Here is an 18686-nt window from a genome sequence, read left to right as displayed (position 1 = left end):
CGATAGCATGGCGGATTATCTGGAACGGCAGGGCGCGGCAGCGGCACCGGCGGCGCGTAGCGATGAGAAGAAGATCATCTTCGCGTCTTCGCTGGGCACAGTGTTCGAGTGGTACGACTTCTTTCTGTACGGCGCCCTCGCCGCAGTGATCAGCAAGCAGTTCTTTGCCGGGGTCAACGACACCACGGCGTTCATCTTCGCGTTGATGGCCTTTGCCGCCGGCTTCCTCGTCCGGCCATTCGGGGCCCTGGTGTTTGGCCGTCTGGGCGACATGATCGGACGCAAATACACCTTCCTCATGACCATCATCCTGATGGGTATTTCGACCTTCGCCGTGGGATTGCTGCCCACGTACGCAAGCATTGGTATTGCCGCCCCTATCATTCTGGTGATCCTGCGCATGCTGCAGGGGCTGGCCCTGGGCGGAGAATACGGCGGCGCCGCCACCTATGTGGCCGAGCATGCACCACCGGGCAAGCGCGGGTTCCATACCGGCTGGATTCAGTCCACCGCCACCCTGGGCCTGCTGCTGTCGCTGCTGGTGGTGTTGGGTTGCCGCTACATCAGTGGTGATCAGTTCGAAGTCTGGGGCTGGCGCCTGCCGTTCCTGCTTTCCATCGTTCTGCTGGGTATTTCCACCTGGATCCGCATGAGCCTGAGCGAGTCGCCGACTTTCACCAAGATGAAGTCCGAAGGCAAGACCAGTAAATCGCCGATCCGCGAGTCCTTTGGGTCGTGGCAGAACCTGAAGATCGTGCTGACTGCGCTGTTCAGCATCAACGCCGGGCAGGCCGTCACCTTCTACTGCGCGCAGTTCTACGTGTTGTTCTTCCTGACGCAGATGCTCAAGATGGACCCGGCGCTGGCCAATCAGCTGCTGATCATCAGCGTGGTCATTGGCGCTCCCTTCTTCGTGTTCTTTGGCTGGCTATCGGATCGAATCGGCCGCAAGCCGATCCTGATGCTGGGGTTGCTGCTGGCGACGTTCGCCTACTTCCCGCTGTTCAAAGCGCTGAGCCACTACGCCAACCCACAGATCGACCAGGCCACGCGCACTGCCCCGGTCACCGTGATGGCGGACCCGGCCACCTGTACCTTCCAGTTCGACCCAGTGGGCAAAGCCAAATTCGACAGCCCCTGCGACAAGGTCAAAACCTTGCTGGTCAAGTCAGGCGTGCCGTACAGCTCGGCGGCGCCAAGCGATGGCACTGATGTGGCAGTGACGGTCGGTGAGCAGCGTATCAATGGCTACGACGAGGCCGCGCTGCGTGCCGCGATCGCTCAGGCGGGTTACCCCGCGAAGGCCGATGCCACTTTGGTGAACAAGACCATGGTGGTGGTGATCATCGTCGCGATGATCCTGATTGCGACCATGACCTATGGGCCACTGGCGGCGGTGATGGTCGAACTTTTCCCCACGCGTATTCGCTACACCTCGTTGTCACTGCCCTATCACATTGGTAACGGCTGGTTCGGGGGGTTCCTGCCGACAGTGTCGTTCGCGCTGGTGGTGTATACGGGGGATATTTTCTACGGGCTCTGGTACCCCGTGCTGGTGACAGGGGTGAGCTTCGTGGTGGGGATGTTGTGTTTGAAGGAAACCAAGAACGTGGATCTGGATAAAGTGTGAGGCTTGAGGATCAGCGTTGCGATGGATGGTCTCCCTACCCCAGCCCCTCTTGGGCCGCCGTATCTACCCTAGGGGAAAGGGAACCATCCACCGCCGGTCCTGAAAAACTTATGCACCAGAATCACAAAAACGTCACAAAAGAAAATAAGCCGTTAATCCAATGACTTACACGACTTTTGAATAATCCACTGGAAAAACAATACACAAGTTATCCACAGAAATCAGACCACCGGCGTGGGCTCTATTTCCGGGTTTTCCGGCAATGCGCCCATGGCCTTCTGGGTCTGCTCGTTCCACTCCTGAACCCGATCATTGAGCGCCGCAATGGCGCGCGGCCCCGTGCCTTCGGCATACATCGGCTGGCCAATGACCACCTTGATCGTGCCTGCGTGCTTGCCCCAGCCTTCCTTGGGCCAGTACTTGCCGGCGTTGTGAGCGATGGGCAATACCGGTAGCTCGGCATTCACCGCCAGCGCGCTGCCGCTGCGGGTGAATTTGCCAATCTTGCCGTAAGGCACACGGGTCCCCTCAGGGAAGATCAACACCCACACACCGTCCTTGAGCAGGGCGTCGCCCTTGCTTGCCACTTCCTTGAGCGCCGCCTTGGGATTGTCGCGGTCAATGGCGATGGGCCTCAGCATGGCCATGGCCCAGCCGAAGAACGGCACGAACAGCAGCTCGCGCTTGAGCACTTGGCTCAGTGGCTGGAAATAGGCGGAAAGGAAGAAGGTTTCCCAGGTGCTCTGGTGATTGGAGACGATCACACAAGGGGTTGTCGGGATGTGCTCGGCGCCTTTGACCTGCACATCGATGCCCAGCATGACCCGCGTAAGCCACAGTGCACAGCGACACCAGTAGACGTTGATGAAGCGATAGCGCGCCTTGAACGACAGAAACGGCGCAATGAAAAAGCTCAGGGTGCACCACAGCAACGCGGTACTGCCCAGCAGCAGGTAAAAAAGAAAGATTCTGATCGCCCGCAAGGTCGACATGGCGGCTAATACCGTTAGGGGTGGATAAGTTGGCTGGCGACTGCGGCCAGGTCGTCGAAGATCAACGTGTTCGTCGGCAGATCCTTGGCCAGTGTGCGCAGGCCTTTGCCGGTTTTCACCAGCACCGGCTGGGCGCCCACGGACAGCGCGGTTTGCAGATCGGTCAGGCTGTCGCCCACGAACCATATATCGGTCAGGGGCTGGCCATAGTGCTGGCCGATGGTCTCCAGCATGCCTGGCCGCGGCTTGCGGCAGGTGCAGGCATCGTCTGGCCCGTGGGGGCAATAGACGATCAAGCCGACCTCGCCGCCCTGCTCCGCCACCAGCGCGCGCAAGCGCTCGTGCATGGCGTCCAGGGTAGCCAGGTCGTAGTATCCGCGCGCGATGCCGGACTGGTTGGTGGCCACGGCCACCGTCCAGCCGGCTCGGCTCAACTGCGCGATGGCCTCGATCGCGCCGGGCAGTGGCAACCACTCGGCAACCGACTTGATGTAGGCGTCGGAATCCTCATTGATGACCCCATCGCGATCGAGTATCAGCAGTTTCAAGGCTTACCCCAGCAACGAAATGTCGGCAACGCCCAGGAACAGACCGCGCAGCCGTGCCAGCAAGGCATACCGGTTGGCCCGTACGTTGGCGTCCTCGGCATTGACCATCACCGCTTCGAAGAACGCATCGACCGGCTCGCGCAGGGCAGCCAGACGGGTCAGCGCTTCGTTATAGCGACGCTCGGCCGCCATCGGGCCCACGGCCTGGTCGGCCTGGGTGATGGCCGAATACAGGGAGAACTCATTGGCGTTGTCGAAGTACTTCGGTTCCACGGTGCTGGCGATCTTGCCATCCGCCTTGCTCAGCAGGTTCGACACACGCTTGTTCACCGCCGCCAGAGCTGCCGCTTCCGGCAACTGGCGGAAAGCCTGCACGGCTTGCACGCGCTGGTCGAAGTCCAGCGCCGAACCTGGCTTCAGGGCGCGTACCGACAGATAGGTCGCGACATCGGTGCCTTCGTCTTCGTAGCGTGCACGCAGGCGGTCGAAGATGAATTCCAGCACCTGGTCGGCCAGGCCGGCGGACTTGACCTGGGTGCCGAGCGCCGACACGGCGAAGGCCACGGCATCGTTCAGGTTCAGGTCCAGCTGCTTGTCGATCAGGATACGCAGGATGCCCAGCGCTGCGCGGCGCAAGGCGTAAGGGTCCTTGCTACCGGTGGGCAGCATGCCGATACCGAAGATGCCGACCAGGGTATCGAGCTTGTCGGCGATGGCCACGGCCGCACCTGTCAGGGTGCTGGGCAGCTCAGCGCCTGCACCACGGGGCATGTACTGCTCGTTGAGGGCCAGGGCCACATCTTCCGGCTCGCCGTCGTTGAGGGCGTAGTAGTAGCCCGCCACGCCTTGCATTTCAGGGAACTCGCCGACCATCTCGGTGGCCAGATCGCACTTGGACAACACGCCAGCGCGGGCCGCACGCTGGGCGTCGCCACCGATACGCGGGGCAATGAAGGCGGCCAGTTTGGAAACCCTTACGGCCTTGTCGTAGACACTGCCCAACTGCGCCTGGAACACCACGTTCTCGAGGCGGTTGTTGAAGGTTTCCAGCGGCTGCTTCTTGTCCTGGTTGAAGAAGAACTCGGCGTCGGTCAGGCGTGGGCGAACGACTTTCTCGTTGCCCTCGACGATCTGGCGCGGATCCTTGCTCTCGATGTTGGCCACGGTGATGAAGCGCGGCAGCAGCTTGCCGTCGGCGTCCAGCAGGCAGAAGTATTTCTGGTTGTCCTGCATGGTGGTGATCAGTGCTTCCTGAGGCACTTCCAGGAAGCGTTCCTCGAAGGAGCACACCAGCGGCACCGGCCATTCGACCAACGCGGTGACTTCTTCCAGCAAGGCTGGCGGCACAATGGCGCTGCCCTCCTGCTGAGTGGCCAGTTCCGTGGTGCGGCGGGCGATCAGTTCGCGGCGTTCATGGGCGTCGGCCAGAACGTAGGCCTGACGCAGGTCCTCGCGGTAGCTGGCGGGGGAGCCGATACGCACGTCCTGGGGGTGATGGAAGCGGTGGCCACGGGAATGACGACCGGCTTTCTGCGCCAGGATCGTGCAGTCGATGACATCGTCACCCAGCAGCATCACCAGCCATTGGGTTGGCCGTACGAATTCTTCCTTGCGCGCGCCCCAGCGCATGCGCTTGGGAATCGGCAGGTCGTTGAGCGAGTCTTCGACGATGGTCGGCAGCAGGCTGGCCGTGGGCTTGCCGACGATGTTCTGGCTGAAACGCAGCTTGGGACCGCTCTGGTCGATTTCGCTGAGGTCCACACCGCATTTCTTGGCGAAGCCCAGCGCCGCCTGGGTCGGCTCGCCTTCGGCGTTGAACGCGGCCTGCAAGGGCGGTCCGTCGAGGTTGATGCTGCGGTCCGGCTGCTGGATGTCCAGGCCGGTGATCAGTACGGCGAGGCGACGGGGTGCGGCGTAGACGTTCTTGGCGGCAAAGTTCAGGCCGGCAGCGTGCAGGCCTTTCTCGATACCCGCCAGGAAGGCGTCGGCCAGGGTGTTCAGGGCCTTGGGTGGCAGCTCTTCGGTGCCCAGTTCAACCAGGAAATCTTGAGCACTCATTGCGCAGCCTCCAGCTTGGCCAATACTTCATCTCGCAGATCGGGTGACGCCATGGGGAAGCCCAGCTTGGCGCGGGCCATCAGGTAGGCCTGGGCCACGGCGCGAGCCAGGGTGCGTACCCGCAGGATGTACTGCTGGCGTGCAGTGACCGAGATGGCGCGGCGGGCATCAAGCAGGTTGAAGGTATGGGAAGCCTTCAGAACCATCTCGTAGCTTGGCAGCGGCAATGGCTGATCCAGTTCGAGCAGGCGCTTGGCCTCGCTCTCGTAGAAATCGAACAGTTCGAACAGCTTGTCGACATTGGCGTGTTCGAAGTTATAAGTGGATTGCTCCACTTCGTTCTGGTGGAACACGTCGCCGTAGGTCACCTTGCCGAACGGGCCGTCGGCCCACACCAGGTCATAGACCGAATCCACGCCCTGCAGGTACATCGCCAGACGTTCCAGGCCGTAGGTGATTTCACCGGTGACCGGGTAGCACTCGATGCCACCGGCCTGCTGGAAATAGGTGAACTGGGTGACTTCCATACCGTTGAGCCACACTTCCCAGCCCAGACCCCAGGCGCCCAGCGTCGGCGATTCCCAGTTGTCTTCGACGAAGCGCACGTCGTGGACCAGCGGGTCCAGGCCGATGTGCTTGAGCGAGCCCAGGTACAGCTCCTGGAAGTTGTCCGGATTGGGCTTGAGAACCACCTGGAACTGGTAGTAGTGCTGCAGGCGGTTGGGGTTCTCGCCGTAGCGGCCGTCAGTCGGGCGGCGGCTGGGCTGTACGTAGGCGGCGTTCCAGGTTTCCGGGCCCACGGCGCGCAGGAACGTGGCGGTATGAAAAGTGCCGGCGCCCACTTCCATATCGTAGGGCTGAAGCACCACACAACCTTGCTCGGCCCAGTATTGTTGCAGGGCGAGGATCAAGTCTTGGAAGGTACGCACGGCTGGCGTAGGCTGGCTCACGAAATTCACCTGTTTCTAGGGCTGCGAATATAAAGAGCGGGAGTATACCGCGAATCCGCGGCGCCTCTACCCATGGAGCCCTAATGCCTCGCTGCTTTTGGTGTACCCAAGACCCGTTGTACCAGGCTTATCACGACCAGGAATGGGGCGTGCCGCTGCGCGAGGCGGGCGCCCTGTTCGAGTTGCTTTTGCTCGAAGGGTTCCAGGCCGGCCTGTCGTGGATAACCGTGTTGCGCAAGCGCGAGCGCTACCGCCAGGTGCTGTTCGGCTTCGACCCCCAGCGGCTGGCGCAGCTCGGCGACGAGGAGATCGAAGTCTTGATGCAGGACCCCGGTATCGTGCGCAATCGGCTCAAGCTCAATGGCGTGCGCAAGAATGCTCGCGCGTGGCTGCAGCTCGAAGACCCGGTGGCGTTTCTCTGGTCGTTCGTCGGTGGGCAACCAAAGATCAACCACCTGCGAGATCGCAGCGAGATCCCCACTGAAACCGAAGAAGCCAGGGCCATGAGCAAAGCCTTGAAAAAAGCCGGCTTTACCTTCGTCGGCCCCACCATCTGTTATGCCTTCATGCAGGCGTCGGGCATGGTCATGGACCACACCCAGGACTGCGACCGTTACGCCGAATTGTCCCACTGAGGCTAGAATGGCGGCCTTGGCTATTCGGGGCGCAATAAGGAGTGATCTGTGGATAAGTTCAAAGGGGCCTTGATGGTCGGGGCCTTGCGGTTGTTCGCGTTGTTGCCGTGGCGCACCGTGCAGCGCGTGGGCGCGGGCATCGGCTGGCTGATGTGGAAGCTGCCCAACCGCTCCCGCGAGGTGGTGCGCATCAACCTGGCCAAGTGTTTTCCCGACATGGACCCGGTCGAGCGCGAGAAGCTGGTGGGCCGCAGCCTGATGGACATCGGCAAGACACTGACCGAAAGTGCCTGCGCGTGGATCTGGCCCGCTCAGCGCTCACTCGATCTGGTGCGCGAGGTCGAGGGGCTGGACGTGCTCAAGGATGCGCTGGCATCGGGCAAGGGCGTGGTCGGCATCACCAGCCACCTGGGCAACTGGGAGGTGCTCAACCACTTCTATTGCAACCAGTGCAAGCCGATCATCTTCTACCGTCCGCCCAAGCTCAAGGCGGTCGACGAACTGCTGCAGAAGCAGCGTGTGCAGTTGGGCAATCGAGTGGCCGCTTCCACCAAGGAAGGCATCCTCAGTGTCATCAAGGAAGTGCGCAAAGGCGGGCAGGTGGGCATTCCGGCCGACCCGGAACCGGCGGAATCGGCCGGTATCTTCGTGCCCTTCCTGGGCACCGTGGCGCTGACCAGCAAGTTCGTGCCCAACATGCTGGCCGGTGGCAAGGCGGTGGGGGTGTTTCTGCATGCGCTGCGCCTGCCCGACGGCTCGGGCTACAAGGTTATCCTGGAAGCAGCGCCCGAGGCGATGTACAGCACCGATACCGAGACGTCGGTGGCCGCGATGAGCGGGGTGATCGAGAAATATGTGCGGGCGTACCCGAGCCAGTACATGTGGAGCATGAAGCGGTTCAAGAAGCGTCCGGCTGGCGAGGCCAAGTGGTATTGAAGTGAGGGGTGTTCGCGCCCTGGCTGGGCGGTGCAGGACACCCGCCAGGCCTCCCTTCCCGGATCGCCGTGACGCCTAGCGATCCAACTTGCGCAAGAACACCACCATCTCCTTCTCCGCCTGCTTGTCACCCTGGGCCTGCGCAGCCGCGATACCCTGCTCCCAGGCGCCACGGGCCAGTGCGGGCGCACCTGCCCCGACATGCGCCTTGCCCAGCAGCTTCCATGCTGCCGAATATTTAGGGTCCAGCTCGACGCAGCGCGCCAGGTGTTCCGCCGCCCTGGCGTGCTCGCCCAGGTCCAGGTAGCCCTTGCCCAGACCAAAGCGCAGCAGCGAGTTATCCACACCCTTGGCGAGCATCTTTTCCAGTGACTCAAGCATGGTGTCGACTCCTTAGAAAAAGCTCAGGCCCACGTGGAACAGCTTTTCCACGTCGCGGATGTATTTTTTATCCACAACGAAAAGGATCACATGGTCACCTGCCTCGATCACCGTATCGTCGTGGGCGATGATCACCTGATCGTCGCGGATGATCGCGCCGATGGTGGTGCCTGGCGGCAGCGCGATGGTCTCGATGGGCTTGCCGATCACCTTGCTGGACTTGGCATCGCCGTGGGCAATCGCCTCGATGGCCTCCGCCGCGCCGCGGCGCAGAGAGTGAACGCTGACGATATCGCCGCGGCGCACATGCGCCAGCAAGGTGCCGATGGTGGCCAGCTGCGGGCTCAGGGCGATGTCGATCTCGCCGCCCTGGACCAGGTCCACATAGGCAGGGTTGTTGATGATGGTCATGACCTTGCGCGCCCCAAGACGCTTGGCCAGCAGCGACGACATGATGTTGGCTTCGTCGTCGTTGGTCAGGGCCAGGAAGATATCCGCCTGGGCAATGTTTTCTTCCAGCATGAGGTCGCGGTCCGAGGCACTGCCTTGCAGCACCACGGTGCTGTCCAGGGTATCGGACAGGTAGCGACAACGAGCCGGATTCATCTCGATGATCTTGACCTGGTAGCGGCTCTCGATGGCCTCGGCCAGACGCTCGCCGATCTGGCCGCCACCGGCAATCACTACGCGCTTGTTGCTCTGGTCGACCCGGCGCAGTTCGCTCATCACCGCGCGGATGTCTTCCTTGGCGGCGATGAAGAACACTTCGTCATCCGCTTCGATCACTGTGTCGCCGCGGGGCAGGATCGGTCGGTCGCGACGAAAGATCGCCGCCACCCGGGTATCGACCTTGGGCATGTGCTGACGAATCTGGCGCAGCTGCTGGCCCACCAGCGGGCCGCCGTAGTAGGCCTTGACCGCCACCAGCTGGGCCTTGCCGCCGGCAAAATCGATCACCTGCAGGGCGCCGGGGTATTCGATCAGGCGCTTGATGTAGTTGGTCACCACCTGCTCGGGACTGATCAGCACGTCAACCGGAATGGCATCGTTGTCGAACAGGCCGGAGCGGGTCAGGTAAGCGGATTCGCGGACCCGGGCGATCTTGGTCGGGGTGTGAAACAGGGTGTAGGCGACCTGGCAGGCGACCATATTGGTCTCGTCGCTGTTGGTCACCGCCACCAGCATGTCGGCATCATCGGCGCCCGCCTGGCGCAGCACCGTGGGAAACGAGCCACGACCCTGCACCGTGCGGATATCCAGGCGGTCGCCCAGCGCCCGCAGGCGATCCGGGTCGGTATCGACCACGGTGATGTCATTGGCTTCGCCGGCCAGGTGCTCGGCCAGCGTGCCGCCAACCTGCCCGGCGCCCAGGATGATGATCTTCATCCGCTACTCCTCAGTGGCCGCGTGCGGCGGCGATCTTGATCAGCTTGGCATAATAGAAGCCGTCGTGACCGCCTTGTTGCGCCAGCAGCTGTCGACCGTGGGGCTGCTTGACGCCGGCCGTCGTCGCCAGGTCCAGTTCGCGTGCGCCGGAGGTACGCGCCAGGAACGCTTCGATCACCTCGGTGTTCTCGGTCGGCAGCGTCGAGCAGGTGGCGTAGAGCAGTACGCCGCCCACGTCGAGGGTGGGCCAGAGCGCGTCGAGCAATTCGCCCTGCAGGGTGGCCAGGGCCGCAATATCGTCCGGCTGACGCGTCAGCTTGATGTCCGGATGGCGGCGGATCACTCCCGTGGCAGAGCAGGGGGCGTCGAGCAGAATGCGCTGGAACGGCTTGCCGTCCCACCAGGCGGGAGTATCGCGACCATCGGCGGCGATCAGCTGCGCGTCCAGGCCCAGGCGCTGGAGGTTTTCGCGCACGCGTACCAGGCGTTTCTCCTCCAGGTCCACCGCCACCACGCCCGCCAGCTGCGGCTCGGCTTCGAGGATGTGGCAGGTCTTGCCGCCGGGCGCGCAGCAGGCGTCCAATACGCGCTGGCCGGGCGCAAGGTCGAGCAGGTCGGCCGCCAGTTGGGCTGCCTCGTCCTGCACGCTCACCCAGCCCTCGATGAACCCTGGCAGGCCGTGCACATCGCAGGCTTGCTCCAGAACGATGCCATCGCGGCTGTAGTGGCTGGCCTGGGCGGCGATGTTCTGTTCGGCGAGCAGCCCCAGATAGGCATCACGGCTATGGTGGCGACGATTGACCCGCAGAATCATCGGCGGATGGGCATTGTTGGCGGCACAGATGGCTTCCCACTGCTCGGGCCAGAATGCCTTGAGTGCCTTCTGTAACCAGCGCGGATGAGCGGTGCGCACCACCGGGTCCCGCTCCAGCTCAGCCAGGATCTCGGCGCTTTCGCGCTGGGCGCGACGCAGGACCGCGTTGAGCAATGCCTTGGCCCACGGCTTTTTCAGCTTGTCAGCGCAGCCGACCGTTTCGCCAATGGCGGCGTGAGCCGGGATGCGGCTGTACAGCAGTTGATACAAGCCCACCAGCAACAGGGCATGCACATCGGCATCGGCGGCTTTGAAAGGCTTTTGCAGCAAGCGCTCGGCCAAAGCGTCGAGGCGCGGTTGCCAGCGCGCGGTGCCGAAGGCAAGGTCCTGGGTCAGGCCGCGATCACGCGCCTCGACCTTGTCCAGTTCTTTGGGCAGAGAGCTGTTGAGCGAGGCCTTGCCATTCAACACTGCGGCCAGGGCGCGGGCCGCCGCTAGACGCGGGTTCATTGACCCAGCACCGTGCCGACCAGGAATTTCTCGCGACGGCTGTTGAACAGGTCGCTGAAGTTGAGCGCCTTGCCACCGGGCAATTGCAGGCGGGTCAGGCGCAGGGCCTGGGCGCCGCACGCCACCGTCAAGCCCTCCTTGCTGGCTGCAATGATTTCACCCGGCTGGCCGGTGCCCTCGTCCAACTGCGCGGCCAGCACCTTGACGGCTTCACCGTGCAAGGTGCTGTGGCAGATCGGCCAGGGGAAGAACGCACGCACCAGGCGCTCCAGCTCGATGGCCGGGCGGGTCCAGTCGATGCGGGCTTCGTCTTTGTTCAGCTTGTGAGCGTAGTTGGCCAGGCTGTCATCCTGCACCTCACCTACCAACGTACCTTGGGCCAACCCATCGATAGCTTCGAGCACCGCGGCCGGGCCCATCTGCGCCAGGCGATCGTGCAGGCTGCCGCCGGTGTCCTGGGCACTGATCGGCGTGCTGACCTTGAGCAGCATGGGGCCCGTGTCCAGGCCTGCCTCCATGCGCATCACGGTCACGCCGCTCTCGGCGTCGCCAGCCTGCACGGCGCGCTGGATCGGCGCGGCACCGCGCCAGCGTGGCAGCAGCGAAGCGTGGCTGTTGATGCAGCCCAGGCGGGGTATGTCCAGCACCCCCTGAGGCAGGATCAAGCCATAAGCCACCACCACCATCAACTCAGGCGCCAGCGCCGCGAGTTCAGCCTGGGCCTCTGGGGCACGCAGGCTCGGGGGTTGCAGTACCGGGATGCCGTGCTCCAGGGCCAGTTGTTTCACCGGGCTGGGCATGAGCTTCTGGCCACGGCCTGCCGGACGGTCAGGTTGGGTGTACACGGCAACGATGTCGTGGGGGCTGGCCAGCAGGGCCTTGAGGTGTTCGGCGGCAAACTCGGGAGTGCCCGCGAAGACGATGCGCATGGAGTTCTCGCTGATAGAGGGGACGAACGCAAAACCTGCAAGGGCGGCGTACAGCCGTGAAAGAGGCGACTCGGTGTTACAGGTCGAGCCCCTTCACCGCTACCGCCTGCTTGCGCATGGAGTGCCGCAGGCGCGGATCACGCCTGCTGCTTGTGCAGTTTTTCCAGCTTCTTCTTGATTCGGTCGCGCTTGAGCGTGGACAGGTAGTCGACGAACAGCTTGCCGTTGAGGTGGTCGCACTCGTGCTGGATGCACACCGCCAGCAGGCCTTCGGCGATCAGCTCGTAGGGCTTGCCGTCACGGTCCAGGGCCTTGACCTTGACCTTCTGCGGGCGATCGACGTTCTCGTAGAAGCCGGGCACCGACAGGCAGCCTTCCTGGTACTGGTCCATCTCGTCGGTCAGCGATTCGAATTCGGGGTTGATGAACACCCGCGGTTCGCTGCGATCTTCGGACAGGTCCATGACCACGATGCGCTTGTGCACGTTGATCTGGGTGGCGGCCAGACCGATGCCAGGGGCTTCGTACATGGTTTCAAACATGTCATCGATCAACCGGCGAACTTCGTCGTCCACCACCGTCACCGGTTTGGCGAGGGTGCGCAGACGCGGGTCTGGAAATTCGAGGATGTTTAAAATAGCCATATGCGTATTTGCTGCACTGTGAGGTAAAGTCGGTATTTCGCGTGAGCACACATGATAAAGGGATTCACGGCATGAGGAAATCACTACTCGCCCTGCTACTGGTGGCGTTCGCCAGCGTGGTGCAGGCGCAGGTGCAGCTCAAGGATGGCTACCCGCAGCGTTACACGGTGGTTCGCGGTGACACACTCTGGGACATTTCCGGAAAATTTCTCAGCCAGCCCTGGCAGTGGCCGCATCTGTGGCACGCCAATCCGCAGATCGCCGACCCCGACCTGATCTACCCGGGCGACTCGCTGGTGCTCAGCTTCGTCGATGGTCAGCCTCAGCTCATGCTCGAACGCGGGGCCTCGCGCGGCACCATCAAACTCTCGCCACGGGTACGCAGCACGCCGGTGGCCGATGCGATTCCGAGCATTCCGCTGGAGTCGATCAACAGTTTCCTGCTCAGCAATCGCATCATGGACAAACCCGAAGACTTCGAGCAGGCGCCGTACATCGTCGCCGGCAATGCCGAGCGCGTGCTCAGTGGCATGGGCGATCGCATCTATGCACGCGGCACCTTCGACCCGAGCCAGTCGGTGTACGGCATCTTCCGTCAGGCCAAGACCTACACCGACCCGGTCACCCAGGAGTTTCTGGGCATCAACGCGGACAATATCGGCGGGGGCGAGATCGTTGCCAGCGAAGGCGACATCTCCACCCTGGTGCTGCAGCGCTCCAGCGAAGAAGTGCGGTTGGGCGACCGACTGTTCAGCGACGAGCAGCGCGCGGTGAACTCGACGTTTTTCCCCAGTCCACCGAGCACCGACATCAACGGCGTGATCATAGATGTGCCACGGGGTGTTACACAGATCGGCAAGTACGACGTGGTCACCCTGAACCGAGGAAAACGCGACGGACTCAACGAGGGCAACGTTCTGGCGGTGTACAAGACCGGCGAAACGGTGCGTGATCGCATCACTGGCGAGCAGATCAAAGTCCCCGATGAGCGCTCCGGGTTGCTCATGGTGTTCCGCACTTATGAAAAGCTCAGCTATGGTTTGATCCTCAACGCCAACCGCTCGTTGGCAGTAATGGACAAAGTACGCAACCCCTAACGTAGCAGCGGCGTAAGCCGCGTCGCCCTTGATCTTGATCTTGATCTTGATCTTGATCTTGATCCCAACGGGTCCCGATCTCAACCACGGGAAAACGCCGACGCGGCTCACGCCGCTGCTACTTTTGCACAGAGTTATCCACAGCTTGTCCTGCTGCTTGCGAGCCTGCCGACTCAAGGATGATCGGATGCCGCTTTTCGATACCGCCCTCACCCGCTGCACGGAAATTGAAGCCCGCCTGCGCCTGCACCATGTGCCGGACATCGGCTCGCAGCGCTTTCATAAACTGATCGCCGCCTTCGGCACTGCGGTCGATGCCCTCCAGGCGCCGGCTTCGGGCTGGCGCGCGCTTGGCCTGCCGAACAGCGCGACCAACGCCCGTAGCGATCCCGAAATCATCCGTGCTGCCACCGCTGCCATGGCCTGGCTAGAGCGTTCCGGCCAGCATTTGCTGATGTGGGACCAGCCTGAGTACCCGGCACTGTTGGCGGAAATTGCCGACCCTCCACCGCTGCTCTGGGTCGCCGGCGAGCCTGCCCTGTTGGACAAACCTCAGTTGGCCATCGTCGGCAGCCGGCGGGCGTCGCCGCCGGGCCTGGACAACGCCCGAAGCTTTGCCAGGAGCCTGGCCAAGGCCGGATTCGTCATCACCAGCGGGCTGGCGTTGGGGATCGACGGCGCGGCTCATCAGGCGGCTCTGGACGTGGATGGGCGAACCATCGGTGTGCTTGGCACAGGGCTTGAAAAATTTTATCCACAGAAGCACCGCGCACTCGCGCAAGCCATGCTCGACCACGGCAGCGCGCTGGTTTCCGAGTTTCCCCTGACCGCTTCAGCCCAACCCGGCAACTTTCCTCGGCGCAACCGAATCATCAGCGGCCTGTCCCTGGGTGTGTTGGTTATCGAGGCCAGCCCGGCCAGCGGCTCGCTGATTACCGCACGCCTGGCGGCCGAGCATGGTCGGGAAGTGTGGGCCCTGCCCGGCTCCATTCATCATCCCGGCGCACGTGGCTGTCATCAGTTGATTCGCGATGGCGCCCAGCTGGTGGAAACCATCGAGCACATCCTCGAAGGCCTGCAGGGCTGGAAACACGTGCCGGTGGAGGTCCCGGTGGCACCGTTGTACAACGACGACCCGTTGTTGAAGCTGTTGATCGCTGCGGCGCACACGACAGAGGCGCTGGTGCAGGCCTCTGGCTGGTCGCTGCCCCAGGTCATGACGCAACTGACTGAACTTGAGCTCGAAGGCCGTGTGATCAATCAGGCAGGTCGTTGGTTTGCGCGTGTCAGCTAAGTACACTGGCGCAAGTTTCCTAGCGGAGTGACAGCAGATGGTGAGCAGTTGGCGTGTGCAGCAAGCAGCGCGCGAGATTCGAGCGGGCGCAGTGATTGCCTATCCCACCGAGGCTGTCTGGGGCTTGGGTTGCGATCCGTGGGACGAAGAAGCGGTCTATCGCTTGCTGGCGATCAAGGAACGCTCGGTGGACAAGGGTTTGATCCTGATTGCCGATAATATCCGTCAGTTCGACTTCCTCTTCGAAGACTTCCCCGAAGATTGGATCGACCGCATGGCGGCCACCTGGCCCGGACCGAACACCTGGCTGGTGCCGCATCAGGATTTGCTGCCCGAGTGGATCACCGGTCAGCATGACAGTGTGGCGCTGCGGGTAAGTGATCACCCCCAGGTGCGGGAATTGTGCGCCCTGGTGGGGCCTCTGGTGTCGACCTCGGCCAACCGCAGCGGCCGCCCTGCGGCGCGCTCACGGCTGCGGGTGGAGCAGTATTTTCGCGGGGAGGTGGATTGGGTGCTGGGGGGTGCCTTGGGCGGCAGGAAGAGCCCGAGTGTGATCAGGGATCTGGTGACGGGCGAAGTGATTCGGCCTTGAGTGTTGTGGTGAATGGTCCCCTCACCCCAGCCCTCTCCCTGGGGGAGGGGGAGCTAAAGGCAAACTGCGGTGGATCGGCTGACGGTGATAGGCCCCCTCTCCCTGGGGGAGAGAGAGCTAAAGGCAGACTGCGGTGGATCGGCTGGCGGTGATCGGCCCCCTCCCTCAGGGAGAGGGAGCTAAAGGCAGACTGCGGCGGATCGGCTGGCGGTGATCGGCCCCCTGCCTCACGGAGAGGGAGCTAAAGGCAGACTGCGGCGGATCGGCTGGCGGTGATCGGCTCCCTCTCCCTCAGGGAGAGGGCTGGGGTGAGGGGACCATTCACCCCCGCCCCCCAGTCAACCCCCGATGCCCTCAAGGCACCAGAATAGTGGACCCGACCGTTTCCCGCGCCGCCAACGCCGTCTGCGCCTGCGCCGCATCCTTCAACGCATACTGCTGGCTGATTTCCACTTTCAGCTTGCCACTGGCGATCATCTCGAACAGCTCATCGGCCATGCCCTGCAGCGCGCCCGGCACTGCGTAGGTCGCTAGCGTCGGACGGGTCACGTACAGCGAGCCCTTCTGCGACAGCACGCCCAGATTCACTCCGCTCACCGCCCCGGACGCATTGCCGAAGCTCACCAGCAAACCTCGTGGTTCGACACAATCGAGCGAGGTTTCCCAGGTGTCCTTGCCAACGCCGTCATACACCACCGGGCATTTCTTGCCCCCGGTCAGCTCCAGCACCCTGGCGGCCACGTCTTCATGGCTGTAGTCGATGGTTTCCCAGGCACCCAGCGCCTTGGCACGTTGCGCCTTAGCCGCCGAACTCACGGTGCCGATGAGCTTGACGCCCAAAGCGGCGGCCCACTGACAGGCCAGTGAGCCCACGCCTCCGGCAGCGGCATGGAACAGAATGGTCTCGCCGGCTTCCACTCGGTACGTCTGGCGCAACAGGTACTGCACGGTCAGGCCCTTGAGCATCACGGCCGCGGCCTGTTCGAAGGTAATGCTGTCGGGCAGCTTGACGACCGCGGCGGCGGGCAACACGTGCAGTTCGCTGTAGGCCCCCAGCGGCCCTCCAGCGTGAGCCACGCGGTCACCCACCTTGAACTGGGTCACCTCGCTGCCTACTGCATCGACCACGCCAGCGGCCTCGGTGCCGAGCCCCGACGGCAGAGGCGCGGGGTACAGGCCACTGCGAAAATAGGTGTCGATGTAGTTCAGGCCGATCGCATGGTTACGCACGCGAATTTCCTGTGGACCTGGGTCCTTGGGTTCGTAGTCGACGAACTCGAGGACCTCGGGCCCGCCGTTGGAGCTGAACTGGATACGCTTTGCCATCTGCTTTCTCCTGCTGTCGTTCGGCTGAAAGCCACCATCGGACGCTTTTGCGTGATCGCCGTCAACTGTCTCGCGTGGATGGCAATGCTATGCTACGCGCCGACTTCGCCGCCGACCGCCGTTATCCACAGGCTGGCCGGCGCTCGCCCCTATCCAAGGTGATGCCATGAATACCCGCACCGAGGCCGTCAAAGCCTATCTACTGGACCTGCAAGACCGCATTTGCAGTGCGATGCAGGCTGAGGACGGCAGCGCTCGCTTCGTCGAAGATGCCTGGACCCGTGCGGCCGGAGGGGGTGGCCGCACCCGGGTGATCGAGAACGGCGAGCTGATCGAGAAAGGCGGGGTGAATTTCTCTCACGTGCACGGTACCGGCCTGCCGCCATCGGCCAGCGCCCATCGGCCGGAATTGGCCGGGCGCGGATTCGAGGCGCTCGGCGTCTCTCTGGTGATCCACCCGCGTAATCCGCACGTACCGACTTCCCACGCCAATGTGCGCTTCTTCATCGCTGAAAAAGAAGGCGAGGAGCCGGTATGGTGGTTCGGCGGCGGTTTCGACCTGACCCCGTACTACGGCAACGAAGAAGACTGCGTGCACTGGCACCGCATCGCCGAACAGGCCTGCCGCCCGTTCGGGGCGGACGTCTACCCACGTTACAAGGCCTGGTGCGATCGCTACTTCCACATCAAGCACCGCAACGAACCCCGTGGCGTGGGCGGCTTGTTCTTCGACGATCTGAATGAATGGGACTTCGATACCAGCTTCGCTTTCATGCGGGTCATCGGCGACGCCTTCATCGACGCCTACCTGCCCATCGTGCAACGGCGCAAGGCGCAGCCCTACACGGAGCAGCAGCGTGAGTTTCAGGCGTTTCGCCGCGGCCGCTACGTCGAGTTCAACCTGGTCTACGACCGCGGCACTCTGTTCGGGCTGCAATCGGGCGGTCGCACCGAGTCGATCCTCATGTCGCTGCCGCCGCAAGTACGCTGGGGCTACGATTGGAAAGCCCTGCCCGGCACCGAAGAGGCTCGGCTGACCGAGTACTTCCTGCAGGACCGCGACTGGCTCGGCGCTCACTAACTTCTCTGGATTCAGGAATTTCCCCATGGACAGCTACGTCGTGTTCGGCAACCCGGTCGGCCACAGCAAATCGCCGGCGATCCACCGCCTGTTCGCCGAGCAAACCGACCAGGTGTTGGACTACAGCACTCTGCTGGCACCGATCGACGATTTCGCCAGCTGCGCGCTGGGCTTCTTCAAGGAAGGTCTGGGCGCCAATGTCACTGTGCCGTTCAAGGAAGAGGCCTTCCGCCTGTGCAGCGTGTTGACCCCTCGCGCCGAGCGTGCCGGCGCCGTGAACATGCTGACCCTGCTGCCCGATGGCAGCCTGCGCGGCGACAACACCGACGGTGTGGGCCTGGTGCGCGACCTTACGGTCAATGCCGGGGTCAGTCTCACCGGCAAGCGTGTGCTGCTGCTGGGTGCCGGCGGCGCGGTGCGCGGGGTGATCGAATCGTTGCTGCAGGAACAGCCGGTGTCGTTGGTGATTGCCAATCGCACGGTGGAGAAGGCCGAGCATCTGGCGCAGATCTTCGCTGACCTGGGGCCGGTGGCGGCCAGTGGTTTCGACTGGCTGGAAGAGCCTGTGGATATCATCATCAACGCCACCTCGGCGAGCCTGGCGGGTGATCTGCCGCCGATTGCCGGCAGCTTGATCGAGCCGGGTGTGACGGTGTGTTACGACATGATGTACGGCAAGGAGCCAACGCCGTTCTGCCGCTGGGCCAGCCAGCATGGGGCGAGGTTGTCGCTGGATGGGTTCGGCATGCTGGTGGAACAGGCCGCGGAGGCGTTCACCTACTGGCGCGGCGTCGCGGTGGACACCGGGCCGGTGTTGCGCAGGTTGCGCGAGGAGATGGCGCGGTAGGTGAGGGTCTGGTTCGAGATCGGTGGTGAATGGTCC

At 63.1% G+C, this 18686-nt stretch carries 18 protein-coding genes; 8 read left to right on the top strand and 10 right to left on the bottom strand.

The window, feature by feature from the left end:
* Window positions 1-7: 7 nt before the first annotated feature.
* Window positions 8-1630 carry an MFS transporter gene (locus B3397_RS14770; protein ID WP_296251361.1) on the top strand — a complete coding sequence of 541 codons (1623 nt, stop codon included), beginning with the start codon at window positions 8-10 and terminating at the stop codon, window positions 1628-1630.
* A gap of 221 nt (window positions 1631-1851) precedes the next feature.
* Here B3397_RS14770 and B3397_RS14765 read toward each other — a convergent pair whose 3' ends face one another.
* From B3397_RS14765 to glyQ, 4 genes are read right to left on the bottom strand one after another with little or no spacing between them, the layout of a single operon-like run.
* Window positions 1852-2622 (bottom strand): lysophospholipid acyltransferase family protein, encoded by a 771-nt coding sequence (locus B3397_RS14765; protein ID WP_296251360.1) that lies wholly within the window; start codon window positions 2620-2622, stop codon window positions 1852-1854.
* Window positions 2623-2636: 14 nt separating this feature from the next.
* Window positions 2637-3170 carry a D-glycero-beta-D-manno-heptose 1,7-bisphosphate 7-phosphatase gene (gene gmhB / locus B3397_RS14760; protein WP_296251358.1) on the bottom strand — a complete coding sequence of 178 codons (534 nt, stop codon included), beginning with the start codon at window positions 3168-3170 and terminating at the stop codon, window positions 2637-2639.
* Window positions 3171-3173: 3 nt separating this feature from the next.
* Window positions 3174-5228 carry a glycine--tRNA ligase subunit beta gene (gene glyS, locus B3397_RS14755; protein WP_296251356.1) on the bottom strand — a complete coding sequence of 685 codons (2055 nt, stop codon included), beginning with the start codon at window positions 5226-5228 and terminating at the stop codon, window positions 3174-3176.
* Window positions 5225-6178 (bottom strand): glycine--tRNA ligase subunit alpha, encoded by a 954-nt coding sequence (gene glyQ / locus B3397_RS14750; RefSeq protein WP_296251354.1) that lies wholly within the window; start codon window positions 6176-6178, stop codon window positions 5225-5227. Before glyQ ends, glyS begins: the two co-directional genes overlap by 4 nt.
* Window positions 6179-6261: 83 nt before the next feature.
* On the opposite strand from glyQ, the gene B3397_RS14745 reads away from it, so the two are divergent.
* Window positions 6262-6813, top strand: a complete 552-nt coding sequence (locus B3397_RS14745; RefSeq protein ID WP_296251352.1) for a DNA-3-methyladenine glycosylase I — start codon at window positions 6262-6264, stop codon at window positions 6811-6813.
* 48 nt (window positions 6814-6861) lie between these two features.
* On the top strand, window positions 6862-7749 hold the full coding sequence (locus B3397_RS14740; protein ID WP_296251350.1) for a lysophospholipid acyltransferase: 888 nt from the start codon (window positions 6862-6864) through the stop codon (window positions 7747-7749).
* A gap of 75 nt (window positions 7750-7824) precedes the next feature.
* On the opposite strand, the gene B3397_RS14735 is transcribed toward B3397_RS14740, so the two are convergent.
* The 5 genes from B3397_RS14735 to def all read right to left on the bottom strand — a co-directional run bounded on the left by B3397_RS14735 (window position 7825) and on the right by def (window position 12413).
* On the bottom strand, window positions 7825-8130 hold the full coding sequence (locus B3397_RS14735) for a tetratricopeptide repeat protein (protein WP_296251348.1): 306 nt from the start codon (window positions 8128-8130) through the stop codon (window positions 7825-7827).
* Between the two features lie 12 nt (window positions 8131-8142).
* A complete protein-coding gene (trkA, locus tag B3397_RS14730; protein WP_296251347.1) occupies window positions 8143-9516 on the bottom strand; it encodes a Trk system potassium transporter TrkA in 1374 nt (457 codons plus the stop codon).
* Window positions 9517-9526: 10 nt separating this feature from the next.
* Window positions 9527-10840: a 16S rRNA (cytosine(967)-C(5))-methyltransferase RsmB gene (rsmB, locus tag B3397_RS14725; RefSeq protein ID WP_296251345.1), complete on the bottom strand. Its 1314-nt coding sequence runs from the start codon at window positions 10838-10840 to the stop codon at window positions 9527-9529.
* Window positions 10837-11769, bottom strand: a complete 933-nt coding sequence (gene fmt / locus B3397_RS14720; RefSeq protein WP_296251343.1) for a methionyl-tRNA formyltransferase — start codon at window positions 11767-11769, stop codon at window positions 10837-10839. Before fmt ends, rsmB begins: the two co-directional genes overlap by 4 nt.
* 137 nt (window positions 11770-11906) lie before the next feature.
* Window positions 11907-12413 carry a peptide deformylase gene (gene def, locus B3397_RS14715; protein WP_296251340.1) on the bottom strand — a complete coding sequence of 169 codons (507 nt, stop codon included), beginning with the start codon at window positions 12411-12413 and terminating at the stop codon, window positions 11907-11909.
* A 71-nt stretch (window positions 12414-12484) separates the two neighbouring features.
* Here def and B3397_RS14710 point away from each other — a divergent pair, with 71 nt between their 5' ends.
* From B3397_RS14710 to B3397_RS14700, 3 genes are all read left to right on the top strand, one after another.
* The gene (locus B3397_RS14710; protein ID WP_296251338.1) at window positions 12485-13510 is read left to right on the top strand and encodes a LysM peptidoglycan-binding domain-containing protein; all 1026 of its coding nucleotides are present in this window, start codon (window positions 12485-12487) and stop codon (window positions 13508-13510) included.
* A gap of 187 nt (window positions 13511-13697) precedes the next feature.
* The gene (gene dprA, locus B3397_RS14705; RefSeq protein WP_296251335.1) at window positions 13698-14804 is read left to right on the top strand and encodes a DNA-processing protein DprA; all 1107 of its coding nucleotides are present in this window, start codon (window positions 13698-13700) and stop codon (window positions 14802-14804) included.
* A 37-nt stretch (window positions 14805-14841) separates the two neighbouring features.
* Window positions 14842-15396 carry an L-threonylcarbamoyladenylate synthase gene (locus B3397_RS14700; RefSeq protein ID WP_296251333.1) on the top strand — a complete coding sequence of 185 codons (555 nt, stop codon included), beginning with the start codon at window positions 14842-14844 and terminating at the stop codon, window positions 15394-15396.
* 354 nt (window positions 15397-15750) lie between these two features.
* Here the strand turns inward: B3397_RS14700 and B3397_RS14695 are convergent, their stop codons facing one another.
* Complete coding sequence (locus B3397_RS14695) at window positions 15751-16722, bottom strand: NADPH:quinone reductase (protein ID WP_296251332.1); 972 nt, start codon at window positions 16720-16722, stop codon at window positions 15751-15753.
* Window positions 16723-16888: 166 nt separating this feature from the next.
* Here B3397_RS14695 and hemF point away from each other — a divergent pair, with 166 nt between their 5' ends.
* A complete protein-coding gene (hemF, locus tag B3397_RS14690; RefSeq protein WP_296251330.1) occupies window positions 16889-17803 on the top strand; it encodes an oxygen-dependent coproporphyrinogen oxidase in 915 nt (304 codons plus the stop codon).
* Between the two features lie 25 nt (window positions 17804-17828).
* Entirely contained in the window at window positions 17829-18650 is an 822-nt protein-coding gene (gene aroE / locus B3397_RS14685; RefSeq protein ID WP_296251329.1) for a shikimate dehydrogenase, read from the top strand.
* The last annotated feature ends 36 nt before the right edge of the window (window positions 18651-18686 follow it).

Origin of the sequence: Pseudomonas sp. UBA4194 (assembly GCF_002379585.1) — a bacterium.
In the GTDB taxonomy this organism is placed as follows: Bacteria; Pseudomonadota; Gammaproteobacteria; order Pseudomonadales; family Pseudomonadaceae; genus Aquipseudomonas.
The sequence above is the reverse complement of the archived record's forward strand: the minus strand, read 5'-3'. Positions and strand labels throughout refer to the sequence as shown.

What these genes read in the sequence shown, in the direction of transcription:
- B3397_RS14745 (WP_296251352.1), top strand. Translation starts at nt 6,262, where the DNA reads ATGCCTCGCTGCTTTTGGTGTACCCAAGACCCGTTGTACCAGGCTTAT.
- def (WP_296251340.1), bottom strand. Translation starts at nt 12,413, where the DNA reads ATGGCTATTTTAAACATCCTCGAATTTCCAGACCCGCGTCTGCGCACC.
- B3397_RS14710 (WP_296251338.1), top strand. Translation starts at nt 12,485, where the DNA reads ATGAGGAAATCACTACTCGCCCTGCTACTGGTGGCGTTCGCCAGCGTG.
- fmt (WP_296251343.1), bottom strand. Translation starts at nt 11,769, where the DNA reads ATGCGCATCGTCTTCGCGGGCACTCCCGAGTTTGCCGCCGAACACCTC.
- B3397_RS14695 (WP_296251332.1), bottom strand. Translation starts at nt 16,722, where the DNA reads ATGGCAAAGCGTATCCAGTTCAGCTCCAACGGCGGGCCCGAGGTCCTC.
- B3397_RS14770 (WP_296251361.1), top strand. Translation starts at nt 8, where the DNA reads ATGGCGGATTATCTGGAACGGCAGGGCGCGGCAGCGGCACCGGCGGCG.
- trkA (WP_296251347.1), bottom strand. Translation starts at nt 9,516, where the DNA reads ATGAAGATCATCATCCTGGGCGCCGGGCAGGTTGGCGGCACGCTGGCC.
- rsmB (WP_296251345.1), bottom strand. Translation starts at nt 10,840, where the DNA reads ATGAACCCGCGTCTAGCGGCGGCCCGCGCCCTGGCCGCAGTGTTGAAT.
- aroE (WP_296251329.1), top strand. Translation starts at nt 17,829, where the DNA reads ATGGACAGCTACGTCGTGTTCGGCAACCCGGTCGGCCACAGCAAATCG.
- B3397_RS14735 (WP_296251348.1), bottom strand. Translation starts at nt 8,130, where the DNA reads ATGCTTGAGTCACTGGAAAAGATGCTCGCCAAGGGTGTGGATAACTCG.
- B3397_RS14700 (WP_296251333.1), top strand. Translation starts at nt 14,842, where the DNA reads ATGGTGAGCAGTTGGCGTGTGCAGCAAGCAGCGCGCGAGATTCGAGCG.
- dprA (WP_296251335.1), top strand. Translation starts at nt 13,698, where the DNA reads ATGCCGCTTTTCGATACCGCCCTCACCCGCTGCACGGAAATTGAAGCC.
- B3397_RS14765 (WP_296251360.1), bottom strand. Translation starts at nt 2,622, where the DNA reads ATGTCGACCTTGCGGGCGATCAGAATCTTTCTTTTTTACCTGCTGCTG.
- glyS (WP_296251356.1), bottom strand. Translation starts at nt 5,228, where the DNA reads ATGAGTGCTCAAGATTTCCTGGTTGAACTGGGCACCGAAGAGCTGCCA.
- hemF (WP_296251330.1), top strand. Translation starts at nt 16,889, where the DNA reads ATGAATACCCGCACCGAGGCCGTCAAAGCCTATCTACTGGACCTGCAA.